Origin of the sequence: Actinoplanes sp. NPDC049681 (genome assembly GCF_044465265.1) — a bacterium.
In the GTDB taxonomy this organism is placed as follows: Bacteria; Actinomycetota; Actinomycetes; order Mycobacteriales; family Micromonosporaceae; genus Actinoplanes.
In genome coordinates, this window is the sequence record NZ_JBITLP010000003.1 from 554,249 (window position 1) to 579,943 (window position 25,695).

The following is a 25,695-nucleotide window of genomic DNA, read 5'->3' on the forward strand; positions in this document are numbered from 1 at the left end:
CATTAAGGTGGCGGCATGAGTACGGGCACAGTGCTGTGGACCCCTCCGGCGGACGTCATCGAAACCTCCCGGATGGGGCGTTTCCTCACGTGGCTGCGCGCCGAGCGGGGTGTCGAGGTCGACGACTACGCCGGATTGTGGGAGTGGTCCGTTACCGATCTCTCCGGGTTCTGGCGGGCGATCTGGGACTATTTCGAGGTCATCGCCCACGACGAGCCCAGCGCGACGCTCGCCGACGCGAAGATGCCCGGGGCGCGGTGGTTCCCCGGTGCCACGCTCAACTATGCCGAGCACGTCCTGCGCATGCCGGGCCTCGGCGACGACGATCCGGTCGTCATCGCGTACTCGCAGACCCGGGAGCCGGTCACCCTCACCGCCCGGCAGCTGCGCGACCAGGTCCGGAGGGTCGCTGCCGGGCTGCGCCGGCTCGGCGTCGGCGCGGGCGACCGGGTGGCGGCCTACTCGCCGAACATCCCCGAGACGTACGTCCTCATGCTGGCCACCGCGAGCCTCGGCGCGATCTTCTCCTCGTGCGCGCCGGAGTTCGGTTCCCGCAGCGTCATCGACCGGTGGACGCAGATCGAGCCGCGGGTGCTGGTCGCCGTCGACGGCTACCGGTACGGCGACAAGGCGATCGACCGGCGCGCCGAGGTGGCCGCGATCCGTGACGCGCTGCCGAGCGTCGAGCACCTGATCACCATCCCGTACCTGTACGACCAGGGGGATTGGGACAGCCTCGACGGTGACGACCCGCTCACGTTCGCCGCGGTCCCGTTCGACCACCCGCTCTACGTTCTCTACTCGTCGGGGACCACCGGGCTGCCGAAGCCGATCGTGCACGGCCACGGCGGCATCCTGCTCGAACACGTCAAGATGCTGGCCCTGCACCACGATCTGGGCCCCGGTGACCGCTTCCTCTGGTTCACCACGACCGGCTGGATGATGTGGAACTTCCTGGCCTCCGGGCCGGCCGTCGGCTCGGCGATCGTGCTCTTCGACGGCAATCCGGGGCACCCCGACCTGGGCGCGCTCTGGCGGCTCGCCGCCGACGCCGGCGTGACCTTCTTCGGTACGTCGGCACCGTTCATCCTGGCCTGCCGCAAGGCCGGGGTGCGGCCGCCGGCGAACGTGATCCGCGGCGTCGGGTCGACCGGTGCGCCGCTGCCGCCCGAGGGTTTCCGCTGGATCTACGAGGTGCTGGGGGACAAGCCGCAGCTGCAGTCGCTGTCCGGTGGCACGGACGTGTGCACCGGCTTCGTCGGCGGGGCGCCGCTGCTGCCCGTCACCGAGGGCGTCATCTCGTGCCGGGCCCTGGGCGCGCGGGTCGAGGCGTTCGATCCCGAGGGCAAGCCGGTGGTGGGGCAGCTGGGTGAGCTCGTCATCACCGCGCCGATGCCGAGCATGCCGGTCGGTTTCTGGAACGACGCGGACGGGCGGCGCTACTTCGAGGCGTACTTCGACGTGTTCCCGGGTGTGTGGCGGCACGGCGACTGGATCACCATCGGCGAGGACGGTACCTGCGTCATCACCGGCCGGTCCGACGCCACCCTCAACCGTGGCGGCGTGCGCCTGGGCACCGCCGAGTTCTACTCCGTCGTCGAGGGCATCGACGAGATCGTCGACTCCGTCGTGGTCCATCTGGACGAGCAGGACGAGCTGCTGCTGTTCGTGGTGCTCGCGGAGGGTCTCGAGATGGACGACGCGTTGCGCGACCGGATCAGGCGCGAGCTGCGTGCCGCGCTGTCGCCGCGGCACGTTCCCGACGAGATTCATCAGGTACGGGCAGTGCCCCGCACTCTGTCGGCGAAGAAGCTCGAGGTGCCGGTGAAGCGGATCCTCACCGGCACGCCGGCCGACCGGGCGGCGGCGAAGGGTGCACTGGCCAACCCCGAGTCCCTCAAGGCCTTCGAGGAGTACGCCGCTAGGCGAGGGTGAGCGTGACCTTCTCCTCGGCGGTCCGCTTCTCGGCGACGGCCGGGTCGAGGCTTGCACACAGGACGATGCTGGCTCCGGCGTACAGCGGGGCCAGCAACCAGTCCGCCGGGTCGGGGTAGGCGGCGGCGTCGATCAGCACGCGGCTGCCCGGCTCGATGCCGAGGTCGCGGGCGCGCGCCACGGCCGTGGCGGAGACCTGCCGGTGGGTGGCCCCGCCGAGCGCCGCGTCCTCCGGGTCCACCGGCTGGTACGGCGTGAAGTGGTCGCCGTAGCCGCGCACCTCCACCGTGTAGTCCGCGTACCCGGCGGGGAGCGGGCGCAGCGGCATGGCGAGGGGCAGCAGACCGGTCGCGTAGCGGTCGCCGGCCGACCACCCGGCGGCGGGCTCGACGGTGCCCGGCCAGGCGAAGAGGGCGTCCACCGGCTGCGGGTTCGTGTGCACCGCGACTCCCGCGGCCCAGGCGCCGAGCAGGACGGCCGCGGTCTGCCAGTGCGGCGGCAGTAGCACCGCGGCCGAGTCGCCGGGGCCGAGGCCCGCGCCGTCCACCAGCAGGTTCGCCGTCTTGGCGACCCAGTTGTCCATCGTGGCGCCGGACAGCTCGGTGCGGTCCCCGGTCGCGTCGTCGTACCAGGTCAGCAGCGGGGTCGTCGGGTCGTTGCGTACCGCCGCGGCGAGGGCTGCCGGAATCGTCTCGTTCATCGGTTCCGACGATAGTCGGATTACTGACAGTGATGACTGGGTATCGGGGCGGCGTACCCCGGGAAAGTGCACGTAACTAAGAGATGTCGGGGGGCGTCGCGGTCAGCACGGCAGGCATCGAGCGGCGTACCCTTGCCAGTGGTCTGGCCCACAGATGTGAGGAGTTGCCACGTGACCGCCGGTCGCAAGCCCCGAGTTCTCGTCGACGCCACCAGCGTCCCCGCCGATCGAGGCGGGGTGGGGAGATACGTCGACGGCCTGCTCGGTGCGCTCGGCGCGATCGGATCGGACCGGGTCGATCTCGCCGTCGTGGCGCAGCGTTCGGATGCGGAGCGTTACTCCCGGATGCTTCCGGGTGCCGAGGTCATCGCCGGGCCCGCGGCCATCGCGCACCGCCCCGCCCGGCTCGCCTGGGAGCAGACCGGGCTGCCGCTGCTCGCTCAGCAGGTCGGCGCCCAGGTGCTGCACTCGCCGTTCTACACGTGCCCGCTGCGGGCGGGTTGCCCGGTCACGGTCACCGTGCACGACGCGACCTTCTTCACCGAGCCGGAGCATTACGACAACACGCGGCGGACGTTCTTCCGCAGCGCCATCAAAACCTCGCTGCGCCGGGCCGCGCGGGTCATCGTGCCCAGCAAGGCGACCCGCGACGAGTTGATCCGGCTGCTCGACGCCGACCCGACCCACATCGACGTGGCCTACCACGGCGTCGACCAGGGCGCTTTCCACGCGCCCAGCGATGAGGAGAAGGCGCGGGTCCGGGCGCGGCTCGGCCTCGGCGACTCGGGCTACGTCGCCTTCCTCGGCGCCAAGGAGCCGCGCAAGAACGTGCCCAACCTGATCCGCGGCTGGGCCCGCGCGGTCGCCGACTGGCCGCGCCCTCCCGCGCTGGTGATCGCCGGCGGCCAGGGGCACGACGACGACATCGACCGGGCGGTGGCCGAGGTCCCGTCGCACCTGCGGCTGCTGCGCCCCGGCTACCTGCGCTACGCGGACCTGCCCGGCTTCCTCGGCGGCGCGCTGGTGGCGTGCTACCCGTCCTTCGGCGAGGGCTTCGGCCTGCCGATCCTCGAGGCGATGGCCTGCGCCACGCCGGTGCTGACCACGCCGCGACTGTCCCTGCCCGAGGTCGGCGGCGACGCGGTGGCGTACACGACCGAGGACCCGGACCGGATCGCCACCGACCTCGCCGACCTGCTGCACGACGAACCGCGCCGGCTCACCCTCGCCAAGGCGGGCTTCGACCGGGCCAAGGAGTTCACCTGGGCATCCAGCGCCGAGGTGCACATCGCGACGTGGAACCGCGTGGCGGCCTGATGGTTCGTTACACTGCGTGCGCATGAGTGAGAATCGGGGCGGGCTGTACGCCGTCATTCCCGCAGGTGGCAGTGGTACGCGTCTATGGCCGCTGTCGCGCGCCGGTCACCCCAAGTTTCTGCACCCCCTGACCGGCACCGAGGCGTCGCTGCTCCAGGCGACCGTGAAGCGGCTGCTGCCCCTCGCCGACCCGTCCCAGGTGTTCATCGTGACCGGCGTGGCGCACGCGGCGGCCGTGTCGCGCCAGCTCACCGCCGTACCCGAAGAGAACATCCTCGTCGAGCCGTCGCCGCGCGACTCGTGCGCGGCCATCGCCCTGGCCGCGGCCGTGATCGCCCGGCACGATCCGGAAGCCGTCATGGGCTCCTTCGCGGCCGACCACCTCATCGCGGACGGCGAACGCTTCGTCAGCGTGCTGCGGGACGCGATGGACGGCGCCCGCAAGGGCCTGCTCATGACGCTCGGCATCACCCCCACCCGCCCCGAGACCGGCTACGGCTACGTCCAGTGCGGCGGCCCGGTCGGCGAGGGTGCGGTCCTCGCGGTCGAGGAGTTCAAGGAGAAGCCCTCGTACGAGGTGGCCGAGGGCTACGTGAAGTCGGGCAACTACCTGTGGAACGCCGGCATGTTCGTCTGGCGCGTCGACGTGTTCCTCGCCGAGCTCGCTCGCCAGCAGCCCCAACTGCACGCCGGTATCTCCCGCATCGCGCAGGCGTGGGACTCGCCGGCCCGTGAGGAGGTCATCGGCGAGGTGTGGCCGACACTCCCGCGGATCTCGGTGGACTACGCGGTGATGGAGGGCGCGGCGGCGGTCGGCCGGGTCGGCACGGTCCCCGGCGACTTCGGCTGGAACGACGTCGGCGACTTCCACACCCTCGGCGAGGTGCTCGCGGCGGACCAGGCGGGCAACGTCGTGGTCGGCCAGGAGGCGCTCGCGAAGCCGGGCGTGATCCTGCGCGAGACCGAGAACCTCGTGGTCGTGCCCAACTCCGGCCGGCTCGTGGCGGCGCTCGGGGTCCGCGACCTCATCGTGGTCGACACGCCCGACGCGGTGCTGGTCTGTCCCCGGGACCGGGCCCAGGAGGTCAAGTCGATCGTCGACGAGCTCAAGGAAAAGGGCGAGAACAGCTACATCTGAGCCGCCGCGCGGCTCACAGCCGGGCGAATGCCGGCGCCAGTTGCTGCACCACGCCGTCCGCCAGCGGCGACGGCAGCGTCTCCGCGGTGAACCACGCCAGATCCGCCGACTCGTCGCTGATCTGCTCCACCGCTCCCGCCGGGCACACCGCGAGGAAGCGGACGTCGTAATGCCACGAGGCCTCGGCCGGCTGCCCGTCGGCCGGGGCGCAGCGCACCGCGTGGACGTCCACGTCGATCGGATCGGGGTCGAGGCGCAGCCCGGCGATGCCCGACTCCTCGGTCGCCTCGCGCAGCGCGGCCGCCGCCAGCGTGAGGTCGCCCGGTTCGCAGTGGCCGCCGACCTGCATCCACATGCCGAGCCGCCCGTGCAGGCACAGCAGCACGCGCCGCCGTTCGTCCACGATGAGCGCGCTCGCCGTTACGTGTCCCGGCCGGTGCGCCCGAGTCATCGCCACCGGGCCCGCCCCGAGCAGCTGGACCGTGCGCTTCCGCGCGGCCGCGGCCGCCTCGGACGTGGGTTGCCACCCGGACAGGACGCGGACCGCATCGTCGAAGAGGATCACTGTGCCGCCTCGGACACGGCCACCGTCGCGCCGGTCTCGTCGTAGGCGACGGCGGACGCCAGCCCCTCGGCCGCCAGCGCGGACCGCAGCCGCTGCACGTCGGCGCCGAAGCGCATCAGCCCAGCCGGGCTCGGATCGCCGGCGGTGCAGCGCAGCGTCTGCGGCGACGGCACCGCCACCGCGCCGTCGAGGCCGGCGGTCGTGATCGCCCGCTGCACCGCCTCGGCGCTCGCGGGCCGGTCGGTGGCGGCGTCCCGGAGGGCCGCGGCCCTGCGCAGTCCTTCCGCGTGGGCTTCCGCCGTACCCAAGGAGAACATGTCGCTGGCAGCATCCCGCAGCAGGATCTCCGCGCCGGGGGTCTCCGCGGCGCCCGCGCCCGGATATCCGCGCACCACCGCGACCGGCACCTGGTCGCACTTGCCCTTCACCAGCTCACCGGCGGCGGCGAGCTCGTCGATCACCGCCATCTGGGTGAGGCTGAGCTCGTTGCCGTACGGGTCGATCTCGCCGCGGTGGTCGCGGAACGGCTCGATCCCGGCCGCACCCAGGGCCACGTCGGTCAGCCCGTTGCGCCAGGTGCGGCCCATGGTGTCCGAGACGATGACGCCCACGTGCAGCCCGCGCGCGGCGAGAGCCGACCGCAGCCGGCGTGCCGACTCGTCCGGCGCCCGCGGCAGCAGCACCAGGTGGGTCTTGTCGACATTGGAGGCGTCGATGCCGGCCGCCGCCATCACGAAGCCGTGGTGGGTCTGCACGATCGCGGTCGGACCGCGGCGGGCCACCACCCGGCGGGTCTCCGCGGCGAGCGCCTGCGCCCGGGCGGCCTCGCGTTCGGGTCCGTCGGCGGGCACCTCGACCAGCCGGCCCTCCGCCTTGGACACGATCTTGCTGGTCACCACGAGCACGTCCCCGTCGCGCAACCAGGGCGCGTTGCGGGTGATCAGCTCCGCCAGGTCGTCCCCGGCCGTCACGTCGCCGATGCCGCGCACCGGCAGGATCTCCAGCCCGTCCATCACGCCCCACCGCCTCCCGCCAGCTCCAACGCGGCAGCGACCATCGCGGACGTCGCCTCCTCGTCCTTCATCCACAGCGGCACCGCCCTCGTGCGCACGCCCGCGATCTCGGCGCCCGCGTCGGTGGTGTCGACCAGCCAGCCGTCCAGCAGGCCGCCGTCGGAGCGGGCGCCGTACATCCCGCCCACACCGGCCGCGCTGACCTCGACGCCGAGGGTGGCCAGGCAGCGGTCGGCCATGCCCCGCACGGGCGCCCCGCCGATGATCGGCGACACCCCGACGACCGGCGCCGGGCCGTCCACCACGGCCTCTCTGAGCTGCGGTACGGCGAGAATCGGTGCGATCGACACCACGGGGTTGGACGGCGCCACGAGGACCACGTCGGCCCCCGCCACGGCCTCCAGTACCCCCGCGGCGGGCTTCGCCGTCTCCGCCCCGACGAAGACGAACCGGTGCGTGGGCACGTCGCCGCGGTAGCGCACCCACCACTCCTGGAAGTGGATCGCCCTGCGTTCACCCTCGACGTCCGCCACCACGTGAGTCTCGAGCCGGTCGTCGGTGGCGGGCAGCAGCTCGATGCCCGGCTGCCACCGCTGGGACAACGCGGCGGTCACCTGGGACAGCGGATAGCCGGCGTTGAGCATGGTGGTCCGTACGAGATGGGTGGCCACGTCCTTGTCCCCGAGGCCGAACCAGCTGGGCTCGGCACCGTACTTCGCCAGCTCCTCCTTGACGACCCAGGTCTCGCCCACCCGCCCCCAGCCGCGCTCGGGGTCGGCCGCGCCGCCCAGCGTGTACATGACGCTGTCGAGGTCGGGGCAGATCCGGAGGCCGTGCATACGTACGTCGTCGCCGACGTTCACCACCGCCGTGACGTCGGCGCCGATGCGCCGCGCGTGTGCGCGTACGCCCATCAGGAACCGGGCGCCGCCGATCCCCCCGGTCAGGACCACGATCCGCATCCGACCATCCTTGCGCACGGCCCGCCGGTCCGCGGCGCCCGGGGCACGGGTGTGATGCGGCTAGCATGAGCCGACCGCCCGCCCCCGCAAGATCAGGAGAGCCGCTGTGACCAGCACACCGCCGCCACAGCCCCTGCCGCCGCAGCAGCCGTCCCGGCCGATCCTGCCGGTGCTCCGCCAGCTGCGGGACCTCGCCGCGTACGCGCTCGTCGCCGCGCCTGCCGTCTGGCTCTTCGTGGCGATCATCCGGCTCGTACCGTCCGGGGTGGGGCAGGACTTCCTCACCCGCGTGCAGAACAGCTTCTACAGCTACGTCAACGTCGAGATCATCCTTCTGCCGCTGGCGGCGGTGCTGCTCTCGACGCTGGTCGAGCCCCGGCACCGCCACGCGCGGCTGATCACGGTCGTGGCTCTCGTCGAGTACGCGGTGGCCGGTTTCTTCGGGGTCGTCTTCGGATTCCTCATCGGCATCGTGAAGATCGCCGGGTTCAGCATCCGGGTCGCCTTCGAGGAGCTGCTGGTGCGGGCGGCCTGGCTCGCGGTCTTCGCGGTCGCGGCGTACGCGGTGTACCTGGTCTGGCGCACGCTGTTCCACACGCCGCGTCCCCAGCAGCAGCCCGGCGTGTACGGCCAGCCGCAGCAGCCGTGGGGACAGCAACCGCCGTACGGCCAGCCGCAGCCCGGTCAGCCTCAGGCGTGGGGGCAGCCCGCTTGGGGGCAGCCGACTTCGCAGCAGCCGACGGTGCAGCAGGGGTTCGCTCCGCAGGCGCCTCCTGCCTCGGCGCCACCCGCTTACCCGGGCCCCGCTATGACGGGCCCGGGAGCGCCGGGTCCGGGAACGCCGGGTCCGGGAACGCCGGGTCCGGGAACGCCGGGTCCGGGAACGCCGGGTCCGGGAACGCCGGGTCCTGGAATGCCGCCGGGCCCGTTCGTCCCGGCCCCCGGCAACCCGCACAGCGCCCAGCCGGCCTACGCCCCACCGCCCATGCACCAGGTCCCGCCCGTGCACTCCGCGCCGCCGGTCCCATCGGCGCCGCCGGCCCCGCCGGGACAGCACCAGTCCCCGGGCGGCCCCGCGGATCCGACCCAGACGCTGCCGGCACGGGGAGATGACGAGGACCGCACCCGGATCGTCGGTGAGGAACCGCCGAGGGGCTGAGTGTTCCAGACCACTGCGCCTCCGGAGTCGCCTCAGCGGCAGTGGACCTCTTTCCGGCCTACGCTGCACGGGTGGTAGCCGTGGACATTCCGCCGACCGAAGCCAGCATCCGCCGCGCCCTGAAGCGGGCCGCCGACGGCAAGGCGATCGACACCGACGAGGCGGCCGCTCTGCTCGCGGCCGAGGGTGCGCTCCTCGACGAGCTGTTGACGATCGCCGGTGGCGTGCGGGACGTGGGGCTGCGTGAGGTCGGCCGGGCGGGCGTCGTCACGTACTCGAAGAAGGTCTTCATCCCGCTGACCCGGCTGTGCCGCGACCGGTGCCACTACTGCACCTTCGCGACCGTGCCGCACCGGCTGCCGGCGGCGTTCCTCGAGCGCGACGAGGTCCTCGCGATCGCGCGGGAGGGCGCGGCGCAGGGCTGCAAGGAAGCGCTGTTCACGCTCGGCGACCGGCCGGAGGATCGCTGGCCGGCGGCCCGGCAGTGGCTCGACGAGCGCGGCTACGACTCGACCCTGGACTACGTCCGTGCCTGCGCGATCGCCGTGCTGGAGGAGACCGGCCTGCTGCCGCACCTCAACCCGGGCGTGCTGAGCTGGGCCGACCTGCAGCGGCTCAAGCCGGTCGCGCCGAGCATGGGAATGATGCTGGAGACCACGGCGACGCGGTTGTGGTCGGAGCCGGGGGGTCCGCACTACGGCTCGCCCGACAAGGAGCCGGCCGTGCGCCTGCGGGTGCTCGACGACGCCGGCCGGGTCGGCGTGCCGTTCACCACCGGCATTCTCATCGGCATCGGTGAGACGCGCGCCGAGCGTGCCGACGCCATCTTCGCGATGCGGCGCACTGCCCGCGAGTACGGGCACATCCAGGAAGTCATCATCCAGAACTTCCGCGCCAAGCCCGACACCGCGATGCGCGGCATGCCGGACGCGGAACTGCGTGAGCTCGCCGCGACCGTGGCGGTGACCCGCATCATCCTGGGCCCGCGCGCCCGGGTCCAGGCTCCGCCCAACCTCATCGCGGGCGAGTACGACCTCCTGCTGCGCGCCGGCATCGACGACTGGGGCGGCGTGTCCCCGGTGACGCCCGACCACGTCAACCCCGAGCGCCCGTGGCCGCAGATCGACCTGCTCCGGGAGATGTCCGCGCGGTCCGGCTTCGAGCTGCGCGAACGCCTGACCGTCTATCCGGAGTACATCCGCCGCGGCGAGGGCTGGCTCGACCCGCGCCTGGCCGCGCACGTCGCGGCGCTCGCCGAGCCCTCCGGCCTGGCCCGGGAGGACGCGATGCCCGCGGGTCTGCCGTGGCAGGAGCCGGACGACGCGTACGCGGGTGGCCGCACCGACCTGTTCGCGACGATCGACACCGAGGGCCGCACCAGCGATCGCCGCGGCGACTTCGACTCGGTCTACGGCGACTGGTCGGAGGTGGCCGCGCACGTCACCGCGGACAGCACCGAGCGGATCGAGACGGATGTCCTGGCCGGGCTGCGGCTCGCCGCGGAGGACCCCGCGCGGCTGCTGCTGCCGGAGCACGAGGACAAGGCCATGGCCCTGTTCCACGCGGACGGCTCGGCGCTGGACGAGCTCGCCCGCATCGCCGACGACCTGCGGCGGGAGGTCAACGGTGACGACGTCACGTACGTGGTGAACCGCAACATCAACTTCTCCAACGTCTGCTACGTGGGGTGCCGCTTCTGCGCCTTCGCCCAGCGGGAACGTGACGCGGACGCGTACAGGCTGTCGGTCGAGCAGGTCGCCGACCGGGCCGAGGAGGCGTGGCGTGACGGTGCCACCGAGGTGTGCATGCAGGGCGGCATCGACCCCAAGATGCCCGTCACGGCGTACGCGGATCTGGTGCGGGCGGTGAAGCAGCGCGTCCCGGGCATGCACGTCCACGCCTACTCCCCGATGGAGATCGTCACCGGTGCCGCCAAGGCGGGTGTGTCGGTGCGCGACTGGCTCACCGAGCTGCGCGACGCCGGCCTCGACACGATCCCGGGCACCGCCGCGGAGATCCTCGACGACGATGTGCGCTGGGTGCTGACCAAGGGCAAGCTGCCGGCGGCCACCTGGATCGACGTGGTGACCACGGCGCACCAGGTCGGCATCCGCTCGAGCTCGACCATGATGTACGGCCACGTCGACCATCCCCGTCAATGGCTCGGCCACTTCCGGGTCCTGGCCGGAGTGCAGGACGTGACCGGCGGCTTCACGGAATTCGTCGCGCTGCCGTTCATCCACACCAACGCACCGATCTATCTGGCGGGCATCGCGCGGCCCGGGCCGACCTGGCGCGAGAACCGGGTCGTGCACGCCATGGCCCGCATCCTGCTGCACGGGCGCATCGACAACATCCAGTGCTCCTGGGTGAAGCTCGGCGACGAGGGCACGATCGCGATGCTCAACGGCGGGTGCAACGACCTGGGCGGCACGTTGATGGAGGAGACCATCTCGCGGATGGCGGGATCGGAGCACGGTTCGGCGCGGACGGTCGCGGAGCTGAAGGAGCTCGCCGCCGCTGCGGGGCGGCCGGCGGCGCAGCGGACCACGGTCTACGGCCGGCACTGAGACGGGAGCGATCTCCGTCCGTACCCCGACCCCCTGGTCGCAAGGTTACAAATTGGGGTAATTTGGACGCGACGCGCCGACTGTGCGTTACCTCTCGGCGGCTCTGAGAGATAGGGCTGGAACGGGACCGTGAGGTGGCGACGGCGCCTCGGGATAACGGGCCTATTTATCAGGTTCGGCTTGACGACGCACGTCTTACACGCGTGTAATTTCGGGTGGGGTTGTGGGAAAGAGGCGCCGCGAACCGCGTTTTTCCCGCAAGAAACACGCCGCGTGCGTGGGGGGTCAGCGCTGGCATCGCTGCCGGCGCGGAGAAGGAGGCACGCCGATGGAAACGCAGGTAGAAGGAGTAGACCTGCTCGGGGACGCGCCCGAGTGGCAGGAGCGGGCCCTGTGCTCGCAGACCGATCCAGAGGCATTCTTCCCGGAGAAGGGCGGCTCGACCCGCGAGGCGAAGCGCATCTGCGGCCGTTGCGACGTGAAGGCGGAATGCCTCGAGTACGCCCTCGGCCACGACGAGCGATTCGGCATCTGGGGCGGTCTTTCCGAGCGGGAGCGACGCAAGCTCAAGCGCCGGGTGGCGTGAGCGGCGGCTCTCGTGCGGACGCCGGGGGGCCGTCCTACGAGAGTTCGTCGGGATCCACGCCGAGCAGGTTGGCTACCTGTTCGATGATCACATCGTGGACGAGGTCGGCGAGGTCCTCGCGGTCCATCGCCCGGAATTCCAGCGGCCGCCGGTAGAGCACGATCCGCGGCGGCAGCTCCTGGCGTCCGGGCCGGCCCGGCAGCAGGCGGGCCAGTGGCACCTCGCCGTCCTCGAGCACGTCGGAGTCGTAGACGTTCAGTTCCGGGGGCACGTCCTCGACCGCGAACTCCACGCCGGCCAGCTCTTTCGCGTACCGGCGCTCCAGGCTCTCGACCGTGTCCAGCACGAGATCGTCGAAGATCTCCGCCTTGGTCCGGGCGAGCGGCACGGTCGCCGGGACGAGCCGGCCGCGAAGCCCGCGGCCGTGCCGGTCGCGGCGGGCGGGACGGCCCGGCCCGGGGGTACGCGCGGACCGGCCGGGATCGGATCCGGCCCGGCGGCGGTCGGGACTGGTGGTCACGCGACCAGCCTAGCCCCCGCCGCGCGTCCTACGCGGTACGGCGGAGCCGGCCGCGTTTCGTCACCGGGAATTCGCCCCATTGGGACGGCGTGTCGGTGCGCCATGTCGAAATCGTGATGCATTGTGGGTCGGCGTGTCGCGCCAGCATCCGCCCCGCGCGAGCGCGCTTAGAGATAACGTGCCGCCGTGAGGTCCGCACGGCGCTGCTCCCGCAACGGCTGTCCCCGACAGGCGGTCGCCACCCTGACCTACGTCTACAGCGATTCGACGGCCGTGGTGGGCCCGCTGGCGGCGTTCGCCGAGCCGCACACGTACGACCTCTGCGAACCCCACGCCCGCAGCCTCACCGCGCCCCGCGGCTGGGAGCTGGTGCGGCACGACGGCGACTTCGCGCCCCCGCCGCCCACGACCGACGACCTGGTCGCGCTGGCCGACGCCGTCCGCGAGGCGGCCCGCCCGGCCCCGCCGCCGCGCCCGGAGGAGCACGACAACCTGCCGGGCCACCAGACCGGCCGCCGCGGCCACCTCCGCGTCATCCCGCCGTCCCACTGAGGCGACCCAAGCGGCAGCACGCCGGCCGCGACGCGCTCAGGGCAGGGCGATCAGCGTGTAGCGCTGCTTCAGCCACGGGATCAGCGTCTCGTACGCGCTGATGGTCCCCGGCTGCCCGTAGTCGTGGGACAGCACGATCGCACCCTTGCTGACGTGCTGCTTCACCGATCGGATGACCTTCGCCTCGTGGGCGGCCCCGGACTCCCCGGACGGGTGCTCCCAGTCGCGCGGATCCACCTGCCAGTAGATCGAGGTCATGCCGAGGTCGTCGGCGGCCGCGACGAACGTCGGTGTGAAGTTCCCGCCCGGCGCCCGCATGTACCTGATCTCCGCACCCGGCACCGCGGCGCGGATGGCGTCGTTCGTCCGCTGGAGGTCCGCGCGGATCACCGACGGACTCTGCCGGCCGAGGGTGAGGCTGTGCCGCCAGGTGTGGTTGCAGAGCGTGTGGCCCTCGGCGGCGATGCGGCGTACGAGGTCCGGGTGGGCGGCCACGTTCTGGCCCACGAGGCAGAAGGTCGCCTTGACGTGCATCCGCTTCAACAGGTCCAGCATCTTGGGCGTCTGCACCGGGTCCGGGCCGTCGTCGAAGGTGAGGGCGACCCCGGACCGGCCGGTCTTCATGAGGCTGTTGGCCGGCCCGCCGTGGTGCTGGGTCTTCTGGGTCGGCTTCGGCTTGGAGCTGGCGGGCACGTCGGCAGCATCCGGCTCGGCGGAGGGGGAGGCGGAGGGTGCCTTGGCCGGGTGGGAAGGGTGCGAGACCGACGGTCTCGGCGCTGCCGAGGACGTGGCGGCGACCGGCTCCACCCAGGCGGGATCGTTCTGGGCCGCGACGGCCGTGCCGCAGCCGGCGAGCCCGGCCAGCCCGGCCAGCGCCAGGCCGATCACCACAAGCTTGGGGGTACGCATCGCCACAACTCCGTCCGCAACACGGGAACCAGGACGGGGTGAACTATGGTCCCGTGACGCCGCGACGGGGGCGTCCCGGCGCGGAGGTGGCACGCTTCGGGGAGAAGGTGAGGGGATCGTGAACGGAGCGGATCCGGACCGCTGGTCCGAAGTGGCCGCCGGGTGGTCGGAACTCTGGGGCGGCTTCGCGCAGCCCGCCTGGCGTGCCGTCCTGGCGGCGAGCGGCGCCGGACCGGGCGCCCGGGTGCTCGACGTGGGCTGCGGCAGCGGCGACTTCCTCGGCTATTGCGGCGAGCACGGCATGACGACCGCGGGGATCGACCCGGCCCCGGGAATGGTCGCGCTGGCCCGTCGCCGGTCAGCGGACGTACGGCTGGGCGGAGCGGAGAAGCTGCCGTGGGACGACGGCACGTTCGACCTCGCGGCGTCGTTCAACGCCCTGCAGTTCGCCGACGACACCGACGACGCCCTGGCCGAGATGGTCCGGGTGACCGTTCCCGGCGGTCATGTGGCGGTGGCGAACTGGGCGGAGGCCGCACTCAACGATCTCGACGCGGTGGAACGCGCGCTGGACGACGGCCCGTCGCGCCCCGACGGCGACCTGCGCCTGCCCGGCGGCCTACGGGAACTGCTGGCGGACGGCGGTCTCGCCGACGTGGTGGAGGGCCTCGCCGAGGTGCCGTGGGAAGCCCCGGACGACGACGCGCTCGTCCGGGGCATTCTCCTTGGTGAGGATCCGGCGTCGGCCCCTGCGGTACTCGCCGCGTCTACCCCGTACCGGAGAAGGGATGGGAGTTATCGGCTGGTCAACCACTTCCGCTTCGCGGTGGGGCGGAAGACAGGACGGCCAGCTCCGAAGGGGTGAGCACGCGGCTGCGGATGAGGAAGCGCACCCCCTCCGGTGCCTCCAGGCTGAAGCCGCTGCCACGCCCCGGCACCACGTCGACCGTGAGGTGGGTGTGCTTCCAGGCGTCGAACTGCGACGTGCTCATCCAGAACGACACCGGTTCGTCCACGCCGTCGATGTGGAGCTCTTCCAGCAGGACGTCGCTGGAGCCGGTGCGGAACTCCCCGTCGGGATAGCACATGGGGGCGCTGCCGTCGCAACAGCCGCCGGACTGGTGGAACATCAACGGCCCGTGCTGCCCCCGCAGCGAACGGATGAGCTCCGCCGCCGCGGGGGTCACGTCCACTCGGGCACCCATCAGAAGAAGCCCATGGCCTTGGGGGAGTAGCTGACCAGCAGGTTCTTCGTCTGCTGGTAGTGGTCGAGCATCATCTTGTGGTTCTCGCGGCCGATGCCGGACTGCTTGTAACCGCCGAACGCCGCGTGCGCCGGGTACAGGTGGTAGCAGTTCGTCCACACTCGACCGGCCTTGATGTCGCGGCCGGCCCGGTACGCCATGTTCATGTCCCGGGTCCAGACGCCGGCGCCGAGGCCGTACAGGGTGTCGTTGGCAACCTTGACGGCATCCGCGTAGTCGGTGAAGGAGGTCACCGACACGACCGGCCCGAAGATCTCCTCCTGGAAGATCCGCATCGAGTTTGAGCCCTCGAAGATGGTCGGCTGCACGTAGTAGCCACCGGACAGATCCCCGCCCAGGTCTGCCCGGGCGCCACCGGTGAGCACCTTCGCGCCCTCCTGCCGCCCGATGTCCAGGTAGGACAGGATCTTCTCGAGCTGGTCGTTCGACGCCTGGGCGCCGACCATGGTGTCCGTGTCCAGCGGGTTGCCCTGCCGGATGTTCTCGACCCGCTTCACGCCGGCGGCCAGGAAGTCCGAGTAGTGGCCCTGCTGGATCAGCGCCCGCGACGGGCAGGTGCAGACCTCGCCCTGGTTGAGCGCGAACATCGCGAAGCCCTCGAGCGCCTTGTCCAGGAAGTCGTCGTCGGCGCGGCTGACGTCCTCGAAGAAGATGTTGGGACTCTTGCCGCCGAGCTCGAGGGTGACCGGGATGATGTTCTCGGAGGCGTACTGCATGATCAGGCGGCCGGTCGTGGTCTCGCCGGTGAACGCCACCTTCGCGACGCGCTTGGAGGACGCGAGCGGCTTACCGGCCTCGACGCCGAAGCCGTTGACGATGTTGACGACGCCCGGCGGCAGCAGGTCGGCGACGAGCGACATCCAGTAGTGGATGGAGGCCGGCGTCTGCTCGGCCGGCTTGAGCACCACGGCGTTGCCGGCGGCCAGCGCGGGCGCGAGCTTCCAGGTCGCCATCAGGATCGGGAAGTTCCACGGGATGATCTGCGCCACCACGCCGAGCGGCTCGTGGAAGTGGTAGGCGACGGTGTCGTCGTCGATCTCGCCGAGGGTGCCCTCCTGGGCGCGCAATGCACCGGCGAAGTATCTGAAGTGGTCGATGGCCAGCGGGATGTCGGCGGCCATGGTCTCGCGGACCGGCTTGCCGTTCTCCCACGTCTCGGCGACCGCGAGCTTCTCGAGGTTCGCCTCCATCCGGTCGGCGATCTTGTTCAGGATGTTCGCCCGCTCGGCGGCCGGCGTACGGCCCCAGGCATCCGCCGCGCCGTGCGCCGCATCGAGGGCGCGCTCGACGTCCTCGGCGGTGCCGCGGGCGATCTCACAGAAGTCCTGCCCGGTCACCGGGGAGGGGTTGGCGAAGTACTGGCCCTTGACGGGCGGCACGTACTCGCCGCCGATCCAGTGGTCGTACCGGGACTCGTAGGCGACGATCGCGCCGTCGGAACCGGGCGGGGAGTAGACAGTCATGGCGCACGACCTCCGTATCCGAGGGGATACGCGGACGCTACTGACGAAGACGTTGCACAGACGTTGCAGTATTTGTGGCAGCGCCTCCGGCACGGCGGGGATTGCCCCCCGACGGGCGCAGTCCGTAGTCCTCGCTCAGAGCGGAGACCCGGTTTTCGGCCAGGAGGCGGGCGGGGGAGCGCGGTGCCAGACCCGCCGCGTAGACCTCCCACATCTCCAGGTCCTCGGCTCCCCAGGCGGTGTTCAGCCAGGACTGGAGCAGACCCGGGTCGCCGGCCGTGAGGATCGCGGTGCGGAGGCGGGAGTCGATGAGGCGGCGGAGCCTGATCACGCCGGGGGCGTCCGACGACGGGAGCAGCGGTCCGGTGTAGGCGGCCAGCGCGTCCGTGACCAGGCCGCGGTCCAGCAGCCGGGTCACGTGGAGGAAGTCGGCGGAGACCTCGCCGCACAACCGGTAGGGGCGGGAGTCCAACAGCGACGGTCCCAGGATGCGGCGCAGGCGCGACAGCTCCGCTCGTACCGTCACCGGATTTTGATCGTCGGCGTAGAGATCGAAACCCAATTGATCTCCGGTACGCCCGTCGGGGTGGACCAGAAGCAGGCAGAGGAGTTCCGAGTGCCGGCGGCCGAGCCGCAGCTTGCGCCCGCGAACCGCCACCACGGCGTCTTCGCGCCCGAGCACCGACACCGTCGTGGTGTCCGGCGCGGGCCGCGGCAGATGGGTGCCCAGATAGGCCTCGGCGGCGAGCGCGGTGGCCCGGACCAGTGCCAGGCTGTGCGGGTTGGCGAGGTGGTCACCGCCGGTCACGTCGATCGCGCCGAGCAGGGCGCCGGTCGCCGGGTCGTGGATCGGTGCCGCGGCGCAGGTCCAGCGCTGCACGCCGCGGGTGAAGTGCTCGGTGGCGAAGATCTGCAGCGGGTGGTCCACGGCCAGGGCGGTTCCCGGCGCGTTCGTGCCGGCGTGCGCCTCGTCCCAGCGGGCACCCGGCACGAAGTTCATGGTCTCCGCCCCACGCAGGGCCGACGCGTGGCCCTCCACCCAGAGCAGGCGGCCGTGCGCGTCGCAGACCGCCATGAGGTGGTCGCCGTCGTCGGCGAGGCCGCCCAGCAGATCCCGGAAGATCGGCAGCACGCGGGCCAGCGGATGCGCCGCCCGGTACGCCTCCAGCGCGCCGTCGCTCAGCTCGATGGGCGCCGTGCCGTCCGGGCTGACGAGGGCGCCCGCCGAGCGCCGCCAGGAGTCCACGACCACGGAACGCACCTGGTGGACGCGTCGCTGCCCGGTCACGAACGACTCGTGGGCGCGGCCGACCTGGCTGATCCGCTCCACGGGATCGGCGCCACGGTCGAGGGCGAGCCAGGGGTTGGACATGGGCGCACCTCCAGACCTCCCCATCGTGGCCCGCGTCACGCCTCCCGACAACACCTGACCGTCATCCACAGGCCCTGCTCAGGCACGGCTTTCCGGCATAGGCTGGCGGCGTGGACGCGACAGCTTTCTATGTGGCAGGTGAGCCGGCCCACGGCACCGACGAGGTGACCGTGACGCATCCGTATGACGGCCGCACGGTCGGGCGCACCACCTGGGCGGAGCCGGACCAGGTCGAGGCGGCGGTGGCCGCGGCGGCCGCGGTGGCCGACGAGGCGGCGGCCCTGCCGGCGCACGTGCGGGCCAAGGCGCTCGACCACGTGTCGCGCCGCATCGCCGAGCGGCGTCAGGAGATCGCCGAGCTGATCACCGCCGAGAACGGCAAGCCGGTCAAGTGGGCGCTGGTGGAGGCGGACCGGGCCGTGTCGGTCTTCCGCTGGGCCGCCGAGGAGGCCCGCCGCTTCGCCGGGGGGCTGCAGCGCCTCGACACCGATCCCGGCGGCACCGGCCGCATCGCCGTCGTCAAGCGTGTGCCGCGCGGACCGGTCCTGGGCATCTCGCCGTTCAACTTCCCGCTCAACCTGGTCGCCCACAAGGTCGCCCCGGCGCTCGCGGTGGGCGCGCCGATCGTGCTCAAGCCGGCGCCGGCCACCCCGCTGACCGCGCTGCTGCTGGGCTCGATCCTGGCGGAGACCGACCTGCCGGCCGGCATCTTCTCCGTCCTGCCGGTCCCCAACGACCGCGCCTCGGGGCTGGTCACCGATCCTCGCCTGCCGATCGTGTCGTTCACCGGCTCGGGCCCGGTGGGCGCCGAGATCCGCCGCGCGGCCCCCGACAAGCACGTGACCCTGGAGCTCGGTGGCAACGCGGCGGTGCTGATCTGCGGCGACTACGCCGGCGACGAGGACCTCGCCTGGGCAGCCCAGCGCGTCGCCACGTTCGGCACCTACCAGGCCGGGCAGAGCTGCATCGCCGTCCAGCGGGTGTACGTCCACGAGGGCCTCGACCTGCTTCCCAGGCTTACCGAGGCGGTCGGGGCGCTGCACACCGGCGACCCGTCGGACCCCGCGGTCGAGGTCGGCCCGATGATCAGCGAGGACGCCGCCCGCCGGGTCGAGGCCTGGGTCGACGAGGCGGTCGCGGCCGGCGCGACGGTGGTCACCGGCGGCAAACGCGACGGCGCCACGTACCCGCCGACGATCCTGACCGGCGTGCCGGCGGACGCCAAGGTGGTCGCCGAGGAGGTGTTCGGCCCGGTCCTCGTGGTCTCCGAGGTCCCGTCCGACGAGGCCGGCTTCACCGCGATCAACGATTCGGCATACGGCCTGCAGGCGGGCGTCTTCACCCACGACATCCAGACGGCGTTCGCGGCGCACCGACAGCTCAAGGTCGGCGGTGTGATCGTGGGCGACGTCCCCTCGTACCGGGCGGACCAGATGCCGTACGGAGGCGTGAAGGGCAGCGGCGTGGGCCGTGAGGGCGTCGCGAGCGCCATGGAGGACTACACCGAGCCGCGGGTCATGGTGCTCACCGGGGTGGAGCTCTGAGCGCCTGGCCGGGGACGGAAGAAGAAGCCCGCACCGCCCAGGACGCCCTGCGATCCCGGCTCATCGTCGGCGGCGGACCCGCCCAGCCGGCGACGGTCGCGGGGCTGGACGTCGCCTACCACGAGGACGGCGAGCGTCTCGCCGCGGCGGTCGTCGTGCTCGACACCGCCGACCTCCGCGTGCGCGACACCGCCGTGGTCCGGGGCAAGGCTGCCTTCCCGTACGTGCCCGGCCTGTTCGCCTTCCGCGAGGTCCCCGCCCTGCTCGAGGCGCTCGACAAGCTCTCTGTACGCCCGGAGGTGCTGATCTGCGACGGCCACGGGCTGGCCCACCCGCGGCGTTTCGGGCTGGCCTGTCACCTCGGCGTGCTGACCGGCCTGCCGTCGTACGGGGTCGGCAAGACGCCGCTGATCGGCACGTGGGAGCAGCCGGACGACCGGCGGGGCGCCCGCGCCGACCTCGTCGACGCCGGCGAGACCGTGGGGGCGGTGCTGCGTACCCGGCAGGGGGTGAAACCGGTCTTCGTCTCTGTCGGCCATCGGATGGACCTCGACGGCGCGTGCGGGTTGACGCTGCGGCTCGCCTCCCGCTTCCGGTTGCCGGAGACCACCCGGCTCGCTGACCGCGCCTGTCGGGACGCCCTTCGGTAACCGCACCGAGTTGGTGACGCCACGCGATTGCGGCCTGCCGGCTACCCGTGCTCCGTTAGTCTCGGCGGGACGGAAATTCGGCCTAGGGGTGTGCGTTGACTGATCTGTCCCAGCTCGTGAAGGCGTACGACGTGCGTGGCGTCGTGCCCGACCAGCTCAACGAGACCGTGGCCTGCGCCCTGGGCACTGCCTTCGTCGAGATGCTGCGGGAGTCGGGCGACGACGCCGAGAAGATCGTCATCGCCCACGACATGCGCGAGACCGGTCCGGCCCTGGCGACGGCGTTCGCGCACGGCGCCAACTCCGCCGGTGCCGCGGTCGTGCACATCGGGCTGGCGTCGACGGACCAGCTCTACTACGCCTCCGGGTCGCTCGGGCTGCCCGGTGCCATGTTCACCGCCAGCCACAACCCTGCGCAGTACAACGGCATCAAGCTGTGCCGCGCCGGCGCCAAGCCCGTAGGCCAGGACAGCGGCCTCGTGATCGTGCGCCTGCGTGCCGAGGAACTGCTCGGCGACCTGGACGCCGTCGCCGAGATGCCCGAGCGCATCGAGCACGTGGACCTGCTCGAGGGCTACGCGAAACACCTGCGGTCCCTCGTCGACCTCGGCGGCATCCGGCCGCTCAAGGTGGTCGTCGACGCGGGCAACGGCATGGGCGGCTACACCGTGCCGGCCGTGCTGGGTGACCAGCTGCTGCCCGCGCTGCCGCTCGAGATCGTTCCCATGTATTTCGAGCTCGACGGCTCGTTCCCCAACCACGAGGCCAACCCGCTCGACCCGGCCAATCTGGTCGACCTGCAGGCGGCCGTGCGTGAGCACGGCGCCGACATCGGCCTGGCCTTCGACGGCGACGCCGACCGCTGCTTCGTGGTGGACGAGAACGGCGACCCGGTGTCGCCCTCCGCCGTCACCGCCCTCGTGGCGAAGCGCGAGCTGCTGAAGTTCCCCGGCGCCACGGTGATCCACAACCTGATCACCTCCGCGGCCGTGCCCGAGATCATCAAGGAGAGCGGCGGCGAGCCGGTACGCAGCCGGGTCGGCCACTCCTTCATCAAGGCGGAGATGGCGCGTACCGATGCGGTCTTCGGCGGCGAGCACTCGGCGCACTACTACTTCCGCGAGTTCTGGTTCGCCGACACCGGCATGCTCGCCGCGATGCACGTGCTCGCCGCGCTCGGCGGCCAGGACCGCCCGCTGTCGCTCTTCGCGGCCGAGTACGAGCGCTACTCGGCGTCCGGCGAGATCAACTCGACCGTCGAGGACGCCGCTGCCAAGATCGCCGAGGTTCGCGCCGCGTATCCGGACGCCACGGTCGACGAGCTCGACGGCATGACCGTGCAGCTCGGCGACGGTGCCTGGTTCAATCTGCGCGCCTCCAACACCGAGCCGCTGCTGCGCCTGAACGTGGAGGCGCCGAAGCCCGACCGGATGGCCGCCCTCCGCGACGAGGTGCTCGCCATCGTGCGCGGATAGGATCGTCGGGCCCGTAGCAGTTCCGCGAACCCGCAAGGAGTCGTCCGGTGGCCCTCGATCCGCACCTGCTCGACATCCTGGCCTGCCCGGACACGCACCACGCACCGCTCGAGCACGACGCGGACGCGCAGACGCTCACCTGCACCGAGTGCGGGCGCGTCTTCGAGGTCCGCGACGACATCCCGGTGCTGCTGCTGGACGAGGCCCGGCCGGGCTCCGGCCCGGCCTGACGGGCACCGCCTGCGCGGTGGCGAGCGGCGTCCACGGTTAGGATCACCTGGTTCCCCGTCAACGCCCGCGTACGTGAAGGAGCCGCTCGGTGGCCCTCGATCCGCAGACGCCGCAGCACCCGGCCGCAGCCGCCGGCGAGGTGGCGTGATGGCCACCCCAGACGACGGCACGGCCGGCCTGACCGGGCGCCGCGTCGCCGACGAGTCGCTGCTCGAGGACGAGAAGGCGATGCTCGCCAAGGATCCCGGCGGCATGCTTCGGGCCACCGCGTCCGCGGGCGCGCAGGTCCGCGAGTCCGCCGCCCTGGCCGCCGAGGCCAACCTGAGCGTCCTCGCCGACGAGGGCCGGCCCCGCGCGGTGGTCGTCGCCGGCATCGGTACGGCCGGCCTGACCGGCAACATCCTGGCGACCGTCGCCGGCCCGCGCTGCCCCGTGCCGGTCATCGGCCACCGCAGCGCCGGAGTGCCCGGCTGGGTCGGCGCGGCCGACGTCGTCATCGCCGTGTCCGCGTCCGGGCGCAGCCCCGAGGCGCTGGCCGCCGCGGACGCCGCCGCCCGCCGCGGCGCCCGGCTGGTCGCCATCGGCAACCCCGATTCCGAGCTGCAGGCGGTCGCCGAGCGTGCCCGGGCGCCGTTCATCCCGGTGCCGCGGCGCGCCCCCGCCCGGGCCAGCCTCTGGGGCCTCGCCGTGCCGGTGCTGCTCGCCGGCCGCTGCCTCGGCCTGGTCAAGGTCAACGAGGCCGACCTCGCGGAGACCGCGGCCCGGCTCGACGCCGACGCCGAACGCTGCCGCCCCGGCGCCGAGACCTTCGTCAACCCGGCGAAGTCGCTGGCCATGGACCTGGCCGGCTCGGTGCCGATCGTGTGGGGTTCCTCCCCGCTCGCCACCGTCGCCGCCCGCCGGTTCGCCGACACGCTCGCCGCGAACGCCCGCTACCCGGTGATGGCCGGTGCCCTGGGCGAGGCCGGGCGGGGCCGGGTGGGCCTGCTCGACGGGCCCTTCGGCGGCCTGGCCGAGTCGACCCGCGACATCTTCGCCGACCCCGACGACGAGCAGGAGGCCACCACCCGGCTGCGCCTGGTCGTCATGCGTGACGGCGGCCTCAACCCGCAGGACGAGGCCGACGAGCCGGTCGCCGTCGAGGAGCGCCGGGCGGACGCCGTGCAGGTCCTCGCCGAGCGCCGGGGCGTCCGCGTCGACGTCGTGACCGCCGAGGGCGGCTCCGCGCTGGAACGGCTCGCGTCGCTCACCGCCGTACCGGACTTCGCATCGATCTACCTGGCGCTCGCGCACGACCTCGACCCCATGGCCGTGCCCGCCATCAACGAGATGAAGGAACTGTCGAACCCCATGCCCGAGGCCCTGCAGTGAGCGCCGGCGGAGGCACCAAGGCGATCATCGCGGCGCTCGGTGCCAACCTCGGCATCGCCGCCACGAAGTTCGTCGCCTGGTTCCTGACCGGCTCGTCCTCGATGCTGGCCGAGGCGATCCACTCGGTCGCCGACTCCGGCAACCAGGCGCTGCTGCTCGTCGGCGGCAAGCGGGCCAACCGCAAAGCCACCCCCGAACACCCCTTCGGGTACGGCCGGGAGCGCTACATCTACGCGTTCATCGTGTCGATCGTGCTCTTCAGCGTCGGCGGCCTGTTCGCGCTCTACGAGGCCTGGCACAAGATCGAGCACCCCGAGCCCATCACGGAGTGGAAGTGGGTGCCCGTCGCGGTTCTGGTGATCGCGATCGGCCTGGAGGGCTTCTCCTTCAAGACCGCCATCCAGGAGTCCAACCACACCCGGGGCAAGACCTCCTGGGTCGATTTCGTACGCCGTGCCAAGGCTCCCGAACTGCCCGTCGTCCTGCTGGAGGACGCGGGCGCACTGCTCGGTCTGGTCTTCGCCCTCTTCGGCGTGGTCCTCACCCTCGTCACGGGCGACGGCGTCTGGGACGGCATCGGCACCGCGGCCATCGGCCTGCTGCTGGTGGCCATCGCCGCGATCCTGGCGCTGGAGACCAAGAGCCTGCTGCTCGGCGAGGGCGCCAACCCGGAGGACGTCGCCAAGATCGAGCAGGCCATCGCGGGCACCGCGGGCGTCGAGTGCATCATCCACATGAAGACGCTCCACCTGGGTCCCGAGGAGCTCCTCGTGGCGGCGAAGATCGCCGTACCGCCGACCGACCGCGCCGAGGACGTGGCCCGGCACATCAACGACACCGAGGTCCGCATCCGCGCCGCGGTGCCGATCGCCCGGGTCATCTACCTCGAGCCGGACATCTACAGCCCGACCAAGGCCACGCCGGCGAGCGCTTCGGACGCGGCCGTCACCACCTGACAAGACACGGAACGGGGGCGGCCCGGTGGCTGCTGTACTTCCGCTCACCGGCGTGATCCGGCCGTACGCCTGGGGCTCGCGCACCGCGATCGCCGGTATCCAGGGCCGTCCGGCACCCAGCGACGGCCCGGAGGCCGAACTGTGGCTGGGCGCCCACCCCGGTGACCCCTCGACGGTCACGCGGGCGGACGGCCCGGTCAGCCTGGCGGCGCTCATCGCCGACGACCCGAAGGGCCAGCTCGGCGCCGAGGTCGTGGACGAGTTCGGCCCCCGCCTGCCGTACCTGATGAAGGTCCTGGCCGCCGCGGCCCCGCTGTCCCTCCAGGCGCACCCCGACGCGGACTACGCCCGGCGTGCCTTCGCGGCGCAGGAGGCGGACCCGGCCGCGCCGAAGAACTACACGGACGCGCACCACAAACCGGAGATGCTGGTCGCGCTCACGCCGTTCGAGGCCCTGTGCGGCTTCCGCCCGCCCGAGGAGTCGGCCGCCGAGCTCGAGGCGTTGGGCATCGCCCGGCTGGCACCCGTGACCGAGGCGCTGCGCCGGGGCGTGCCCGGCCTGAGCGACGCCGTACGCACCCTGCTGACCTGGCCGGCCGACGACCGCGCCCCGCTGATCGACGAGGTCGTGGCGGCCGGTACGTCCCCGCTGGCAACCGCCCTGGCGAACCACTACCCGGGCGATCCGGGCGTGCTGGTGGCGCTTCTGCTCCACCACGTCAGGCTGGCCCCGGGCGAGGCGATCTGGATGCCGGCGGGGAACCTGCACGCGTACCTGGACGGCACGGGCGTCGAAATCATGGCGGCCAGCGACAACGTCCTGCGTGGCGGACTGACCCCGAAGCGCGTCGACGTGGACGAGCTGCTGCGTGTGCTGCGCTTCGAGGTCCTCGCCGACCCCCTGCTGCCCGCGACCGAGGTGGCGCCCGGGGTGGAGACGTGGCGGGTGCCGATCCGGGACTTCGCGCTGTACCGCATGCGTTTCGGCGACGCCACGCCGCCGCGGAAGCTGCCGGGGGAAGGGCCGCGCATCGTGCTGGGGACGGCGGGGGATGTGTTCGTGGCCGAGGCGGTGGACGGGACTCCGGTCGAGGTGACCCCGGGAACGGCGGCATACGTGCCGGCGGAGACGGGTCCGGCGACTGTGGCGGGTGTGGGAGAGGTGTTCGTGGCGACCGTCGGCCTCTGAGCGCGGAAGGCCGTCTGCGAGCGGGGAGGCCGTCTGCGATCGGGAGGCCCGGTGGCCGGGTGCCGGTGGTGGTCCGGGGCGGCCGCTGGGGGGCCAGGGCGGCCGCCGGTCGGGCCGGTGCGGCAGGCGGGTAAGCCGGGGCGGCAGGCGGTAAGCCGGGGCGCCGTAAGCCGGGGCGGCCGCCGGTGGGCCGGTGCGGCAGGCGGTGGGCCGGGGCGGCAGGCGGTGAGCCAGGGCGGCGGGCGGTGAGCCG

General features: G+C 72.4%; 24 protein-coding genes. 15 read left to right on the top strand and 9 right to left on the bottom strand.

Annotated elements, in window-relative coordinates; translation table 11 throughout:
- Window positions 1-15: 15 nt before the first annotated feature.
- A complete protein-coding gene (locus ACIBO8_RS12440) occupies window positions 16-1,935 on the top strand; it encodes an acetoacetate--CoA ligase (protein WP_396115231.1) in 1,920 nt (639 codons plus the stop codon).
- Here the strand turns inward: ACIBO8_RS12440 and ACIBO8_RS12445 are convergent.
- Window positions 1,922-2,635 carry a TIGR03089 family protein gene (locus ACIBO8_RS12445; RefSeq protein WP_396115232.1) on the bottom strand — a complete coding sequence of 238 codons (714 nt, stop codon included), beginning with the start codon at window positions 2,633-2,635 and terminating at the stop codon, window positions 1,922-1,924. The two genes, ACIBO8_RS12440 and ACIBO8_RS12445, sit on opposite strands and share 14 nt — an antisense overlap.
- A gap of 171 nt (window positions 2,636-2,806) precedes the next feature.
- Between ACIBO8_RS12445 and ACIBO8_RS12450 the strand changes: the two genes are divergently transcribed.
- Together ACIBO8_RS12450 and ACIBO8_RS12455 are read left to right on the top strand one after the other, a co-directional pair.
- Complete coding sequence (locus ACIBO8_RS12450; RefSeq protein ID WP_396115233.1) at window positions 2,807-3,952, top strand: glycosyltransferase family 4 protein; 1,146 nt, start codon at window positions 2,807-2,809, stop codon at window positions 3,950-3,952.
- Between the two features lie 22 nt (window positions 3,953-3,974).
- A complete protein-coding gene (locus ACIBO8_RS12455) occupies window positions 3,975-5,090 on the top strand; it encodes a mannose-1-phosphate guanylyltransferase (RefSeq protein ID WP_396115235.1) in 1,116 nt (371 codons plus the stop codon).
- Window positions 5,091-5,103: 13 nt separating this feature from the next.
- On the opposite strand, the gene ACIBO8_RS12460 is transcribed toward ACIBO8_RS12455, so the two are convergent.
- The 3 genes from ACIBO8_RS12460 to cofD are packed head-to-tail and all read right to left on the bottom strand — an operon-like array spanning window position 5,104 to window position 7,630.
- Window positions 5,104-5,655, bottom strand: coding sequence for an NUDIX hydrolase (locus ACIBO8_RS12460; protein WP_396115237.1), 552 nt, complete (start codon window positions 5,653-5,655; stop codon window positions 5,104-5,106).
- The gene (locus ACIBO8_RS12465) at window positions 5,652-6,668 is read right to left on the bottom strand and encodes a coenzyme F420-0:L-glutamate ligase (protein WP_396115238.1); all 1,017 of its coding nucleotides are present in this window, start codon (window positions 6,666-6,668) and stop codon (window positions 5,652-5,654) included. Before ACIBO8_RS12465 ends, ACIBO8_RS12460 begins: the two co-directional genes overlap by 4 nt.
- Complete coding sequence (gene cofD / locus ACIBO8_RS12470) at window positions 6,668-7,630, bottom strand: 2-phospho-L-lactate transferase (protein WP_396115239.1); 963 nt, start codon at window positions 7,628-7,630, stop codon at window positions 6,668-6,670. Before cofD ends, ACIBO8_RS12465 begins: the two co-directional genes overlap by 1 nt.
- A 106-nt stretch (window positions 7,631-7,736) precedes the next feature.
- Here cofD and ACIBO8_RS12475 point away from each other — a divergent pair, with 106 nt between their 5' ends.
- The 3 genes from ACIBO8_RS12475 (at window position 7,737) to ACIBO8_RS12485 (ending at window position 11,945) form a co-directional block, all read left to right on the top strand.
- A complete protein-coding gene (locus tag ACIBO8_RS12475) occupies window positions 7,737-8,789 on the top strand; it encodes a hypothetical protein (protein WP_396115240.1) in 1,053 nt (350 codons plus the stop codon).
- Between the two features lie 80 nt (window positions 8,790-8,869).
- On the top strand, window positions 8,870-11,359 hold the full coding sequence (locus ACIBO8_RS12480) for a bifunctional FO biosynthesis protein CofGH (protein WP_396115633.1): 2,490 nt from the start codon (window positions 8,870-8,872) through the stop codon (window positions 11,357-11,359).
- Between the two features lie 328 nt (window positions 11,360-11,687).
- On the top strand, window positions 11,688-11,945 hold the full coding sequence (locus ACIBO8_RS12485; RefSeq protein WP_189078882.1) for a WhiB family transcriptional regulator: 258 nt from the start codon (window positions 11,688-11,690) through the stop codon (window positions 11,943-11,945).
- A 34-nt stretch (window positions 11,946-11,979) separates the two neighbouring features.
- Here ACIBO8_RS12485 and ACIBO8_RS12490 read toward each other — a convergent pair whose 3' ends face one another.
- Window positions 11,980-12,465, bottom strand: a complete 486-nt coding sequence (locus tag ACIBO8_RS12490; protein WP_396115241.1) for a metallopeptidase family protein — start codon at window positions 12,463-12,465, stop codon at window positions 11,980-11,982.
- Between the two features lie 186 nt (window positions 12,466-12,651).
- Between ACIBO8_RS12490 and ACIBO8_RS12495 the strand changes: the two genes are divergently transcribed.
- On the top strand, window positions 12,652-13,017 hold the full coding sequence (locus tag ACIBO8_RS12495) for a DUF3499 domain-containing protein (protein ID WP_396115242.1): 366 nt from the start codon (window positions 12,652-12,654) through the stop codon (window positions 13,015-13,017).
- 36 nt (window positions 13,018-13,053) lie between these two features.
- Here ACIBO8_RS12495 and ACIBO8_RS12500 read toward each other — a convergent pair whose 3' ends face one another.
- The gene (locus tag ACIBO8_RS12500; protein WP_396115244.1) at window positions 13,054-13,926 is read right to left on the bottom strand and encodes a polysaccharide deacetylase family protein; all 873 of its coding nucleotides are present in this window, start codon (window positions 13,924-13,926) and stop codon (window positions 13,054-13,056) included.
- 118 nt (window positions 13,927-14,044) lie between these two features.
- Here ACIBO8_RS12500 and ACIBO8_RS12505 point away from each other — a divergent pair, with 118 nt between their 5' ends.
- Entirely contained in the window at window positions 14,045-14,791 is a 747-nt protein-coding gene (locus ACIBO8_RS12505; protein ID WP_396115245.1) for a class I SAM-dependent methyltransferase, read from the top strand.
- On the opposite strand, the gene ACIBO8_RS12510 is transcribed toward ACIBO8_RS12505, so the two are convergent.
- Genes ACIBO8_RS12510 through ACIBO8_RS12520 form a run of 3 tightly spaced genes read right to left on the bottom strand, consistent with a single transcriptional unit; the run spans window position 14,733 to window position 18,026 of the window.
- On the bottom strand, window positions 14,733-15,131 hold the full coding sequence (locus tag ACIBO8_RS12510; RefSeq protein ID WP_396115246.1) for a DUF779 domain-containing protein: 399 nt from the start codon (window positions 15,129-15,131) through the stop codon (window positions 14,733-14,735). The two genes, ACIBO8_RS12505 and ACIBO8_RS12510, sit on opposite strands and share 59 nt — an antisense overlap.
- Complete coding sequence (adh, locus tag ACIBO8_RS12515) at window positions 15,131-16,654, bottom strand: aldehyde dehydrogenase (protein WP_396115247.1); 1,524 nt, start codon at window positions 16,652-16,654, stop codon at window positions 15,131-15,133. The genes ACIBO8_RS12510 and adh overlap by 1 nt, the downstream gene beginning before the upstream one ends.
- Before the next feature lie 37 nt (window positions 16,655-16,691).
- Window positions 16,692-18,026, bottom strand: a complete 1,335-nt coding sequence (locus ACIBO8_RS12520; RefSeq protein WP_396115248.1) for a transcriptional regulator — start codon at window positions 18,024-18,026, stop codon at window positions 16,692-16,694.
- Between the two features lie 110 nt (window positions 18,027-18,136).
- Between ACIBO8_RS12520 and ACIBO8_RS12525 the strand changes: the two genes are divergently transcribed.
- The 7 genes from ACIBO8_RS12525 to manA all read left to right on the top strand — a co-directional run bounded on the left by ACIBO8_RS12525 (window position 18,137) and on the right by manA (window position 25,442).
- Window positions 18,137-19,570, top strand: a complete 1,434-nt coding sequence (locus ACIBO8_RS12525) for an aldehyde dehydrogenase family protein (RefSeq protein ID WP_396115249.1) — start codon at window positions 18,137-18,139, stop codon at window positions 19,568-19,570.
- Window positions 19,567-20,220 (top strand): deoxyribonuclease V, encoded by a 654-nt coding sequence (gene nfi, locus ACIBO8_RS12530; protein ID WP_396115634.1) that lies wholly within the window; start codon window positions 19,567-19,569, stop codon window positions 20,218-20,220. The genes ACIBO8_RS12525 and nfi overlap by 4 nt, the downstream gene beginning before the upstream one ends.
- Window positions 20,221-20,315: 95 nt before the next feature.
- Window positions 20,316-21,695 carry a phosphomannomutase/phosphoglucomutase gene (locus ACIBO8_RS12535; RefSeq protein WP_396115250.1) on the top strand — a complete coding sequence of 460 codons (1,380 nt, stop codon included), beginning with the start codon at window positions 20,316-20,318 and terminating at the stop codon, window positions 21,693-21,695.
- A gap of 47 nt (window positions 21,696-21,742) precedes the next feature.
- Window positions 21,743-21,925: a Trm112 family protein gene (locus tag ACIBO8_RS12540; protein ID WP_396115251.1), complete on the top strand. Its 183-nt coding sequence runs from the start codon at window positions 21,743-21,745 to the stop codon at window positions 21,923-21,925.
- Between the two features lie 148 nt (window positions 21,926-22,073).
- On the top strand, window positions 22,074-23,297 hold the full coding sequence (locus ACIBO8_RS12545) for an SIS domain-containing protein (RefSeq protein WP_396115252.1): 1,224 nt from the start codon (window positions 22,074-22,076) through the stop codon (window positions 23,295-23,297).
- Window positions 23,294-24,253 (top strand): cation diffusion facilitator family transporter, encoded by a 960-nt coding sequence (locus ACIBO8_RS12550; protein ID WP_396115253.1) that lies wholly within the window; start codon window positions 23,294-23,296, stop codon window positions 24,251-24,253. Before ACIBO8_RS12545 ends, ACIBO8_RS12550 begins: the two co-directional genes overlap by 4 nt.
- A gap of 25 nt (window positions 24,254-24,278) precedes the next feature.
- Complete coding sequence (gene manA, locus ACIBO8_RS12555; RefSeq protein ID WP_396115254.1) at window positions 24,279-25,442, top strand: mannose-6-phosphate isomerase, class I; 1,164 nt, start codon at window positions 24,279-24,281, stop codon at window positions 25,440-25,442.
- The last annotated feature ends 253 nt before the right edge of the window (window positions 25,443-25,695 follow it).

Excerpts from the sequence above, each read along its gene's own strand:
- ACIBO8_RS12440 (WP_396115231.1), top strand. The coding sequence starts at position 16 with ATGAGTACGGGCACAGTGCTGTGGACCCCTCCGGCGGACGTCATCGAA.
- ACIBO8_RS12445 (WP_396115232.1), bottom strand. The coding sequence starts at position 2,635 with ATGAACGAGACGATTCCGGCAGCCCTCGCCGCGGCGGTACGCAACGAC.
- ACIBO8_RS12455 (WP_396115235.1), top strand. The coding sequence starts at position 3,975 with ATGAGTGAGAATCGGGGCGGGCTGTACGCCGTCATTCCCGCAGGTGGC.
- ACIBO8_RS12465 (WP_396115238.1), bottom strand. The coding sequence starts at position 6,668 with ATGGACGGGCTGGAGATCCTGCCGGTGCGCGGCATCGGCGACGTGACG.
- cofD (WP_396115239.1), bottom strand. The coding sequence starts at position 7,630 with ATGCGGATCGTGGTCCTGACCGGGGGGATCGGCGGCGCCCGGTTCCTG.
- ACIBO8_RS12485 (WP_189078882.1), top strand. The coding sequence starts at position 11,688 with ATGGAAACGCAGGTAGAAGGAGTAGACCTGCTCGGGGACGCGCCCGAG.
- ACIBO8_RS12500 (WP_396115244.1), bottom strand. The coding sequence starts at position 13,926 with ATGCGTACCCCCAAGCTTGTGGTGATCGGCCTGGCGCTGGCCGGGCTG.
- ACIBO8_RS12510 (WP_396115246.1), bottom strand. The coding sequence starts at position 15,131 with ATGGGTGCCCGAGTGGACGTGACCCCCGCGGCGGCGGAGCTCATCCGT.
- adh (WP_396115247.1), bottom strand. The coding sequence starts at position 16,654 with ATGACTGTCTACTCCCCGCCCGGTTCCGACGGCGCGATCGTCGCCTAC.
- ACIBO8_RS12520 (WP_396115248.1), bottom strand. The coding sequence starts at position 18,026 with ATGTCCAACCCCTGGCTCGCCCTCGACCGTGGCGCCGATCCCGTGGAG.
- ACIBO8_RS12545 (WP_396115252.1), top strand. The coding sequence starts at position 22,074 with ATGGCCACCCCAGACGACGGCACGGCCGGCCTGACCGGGCGCCGCGTC.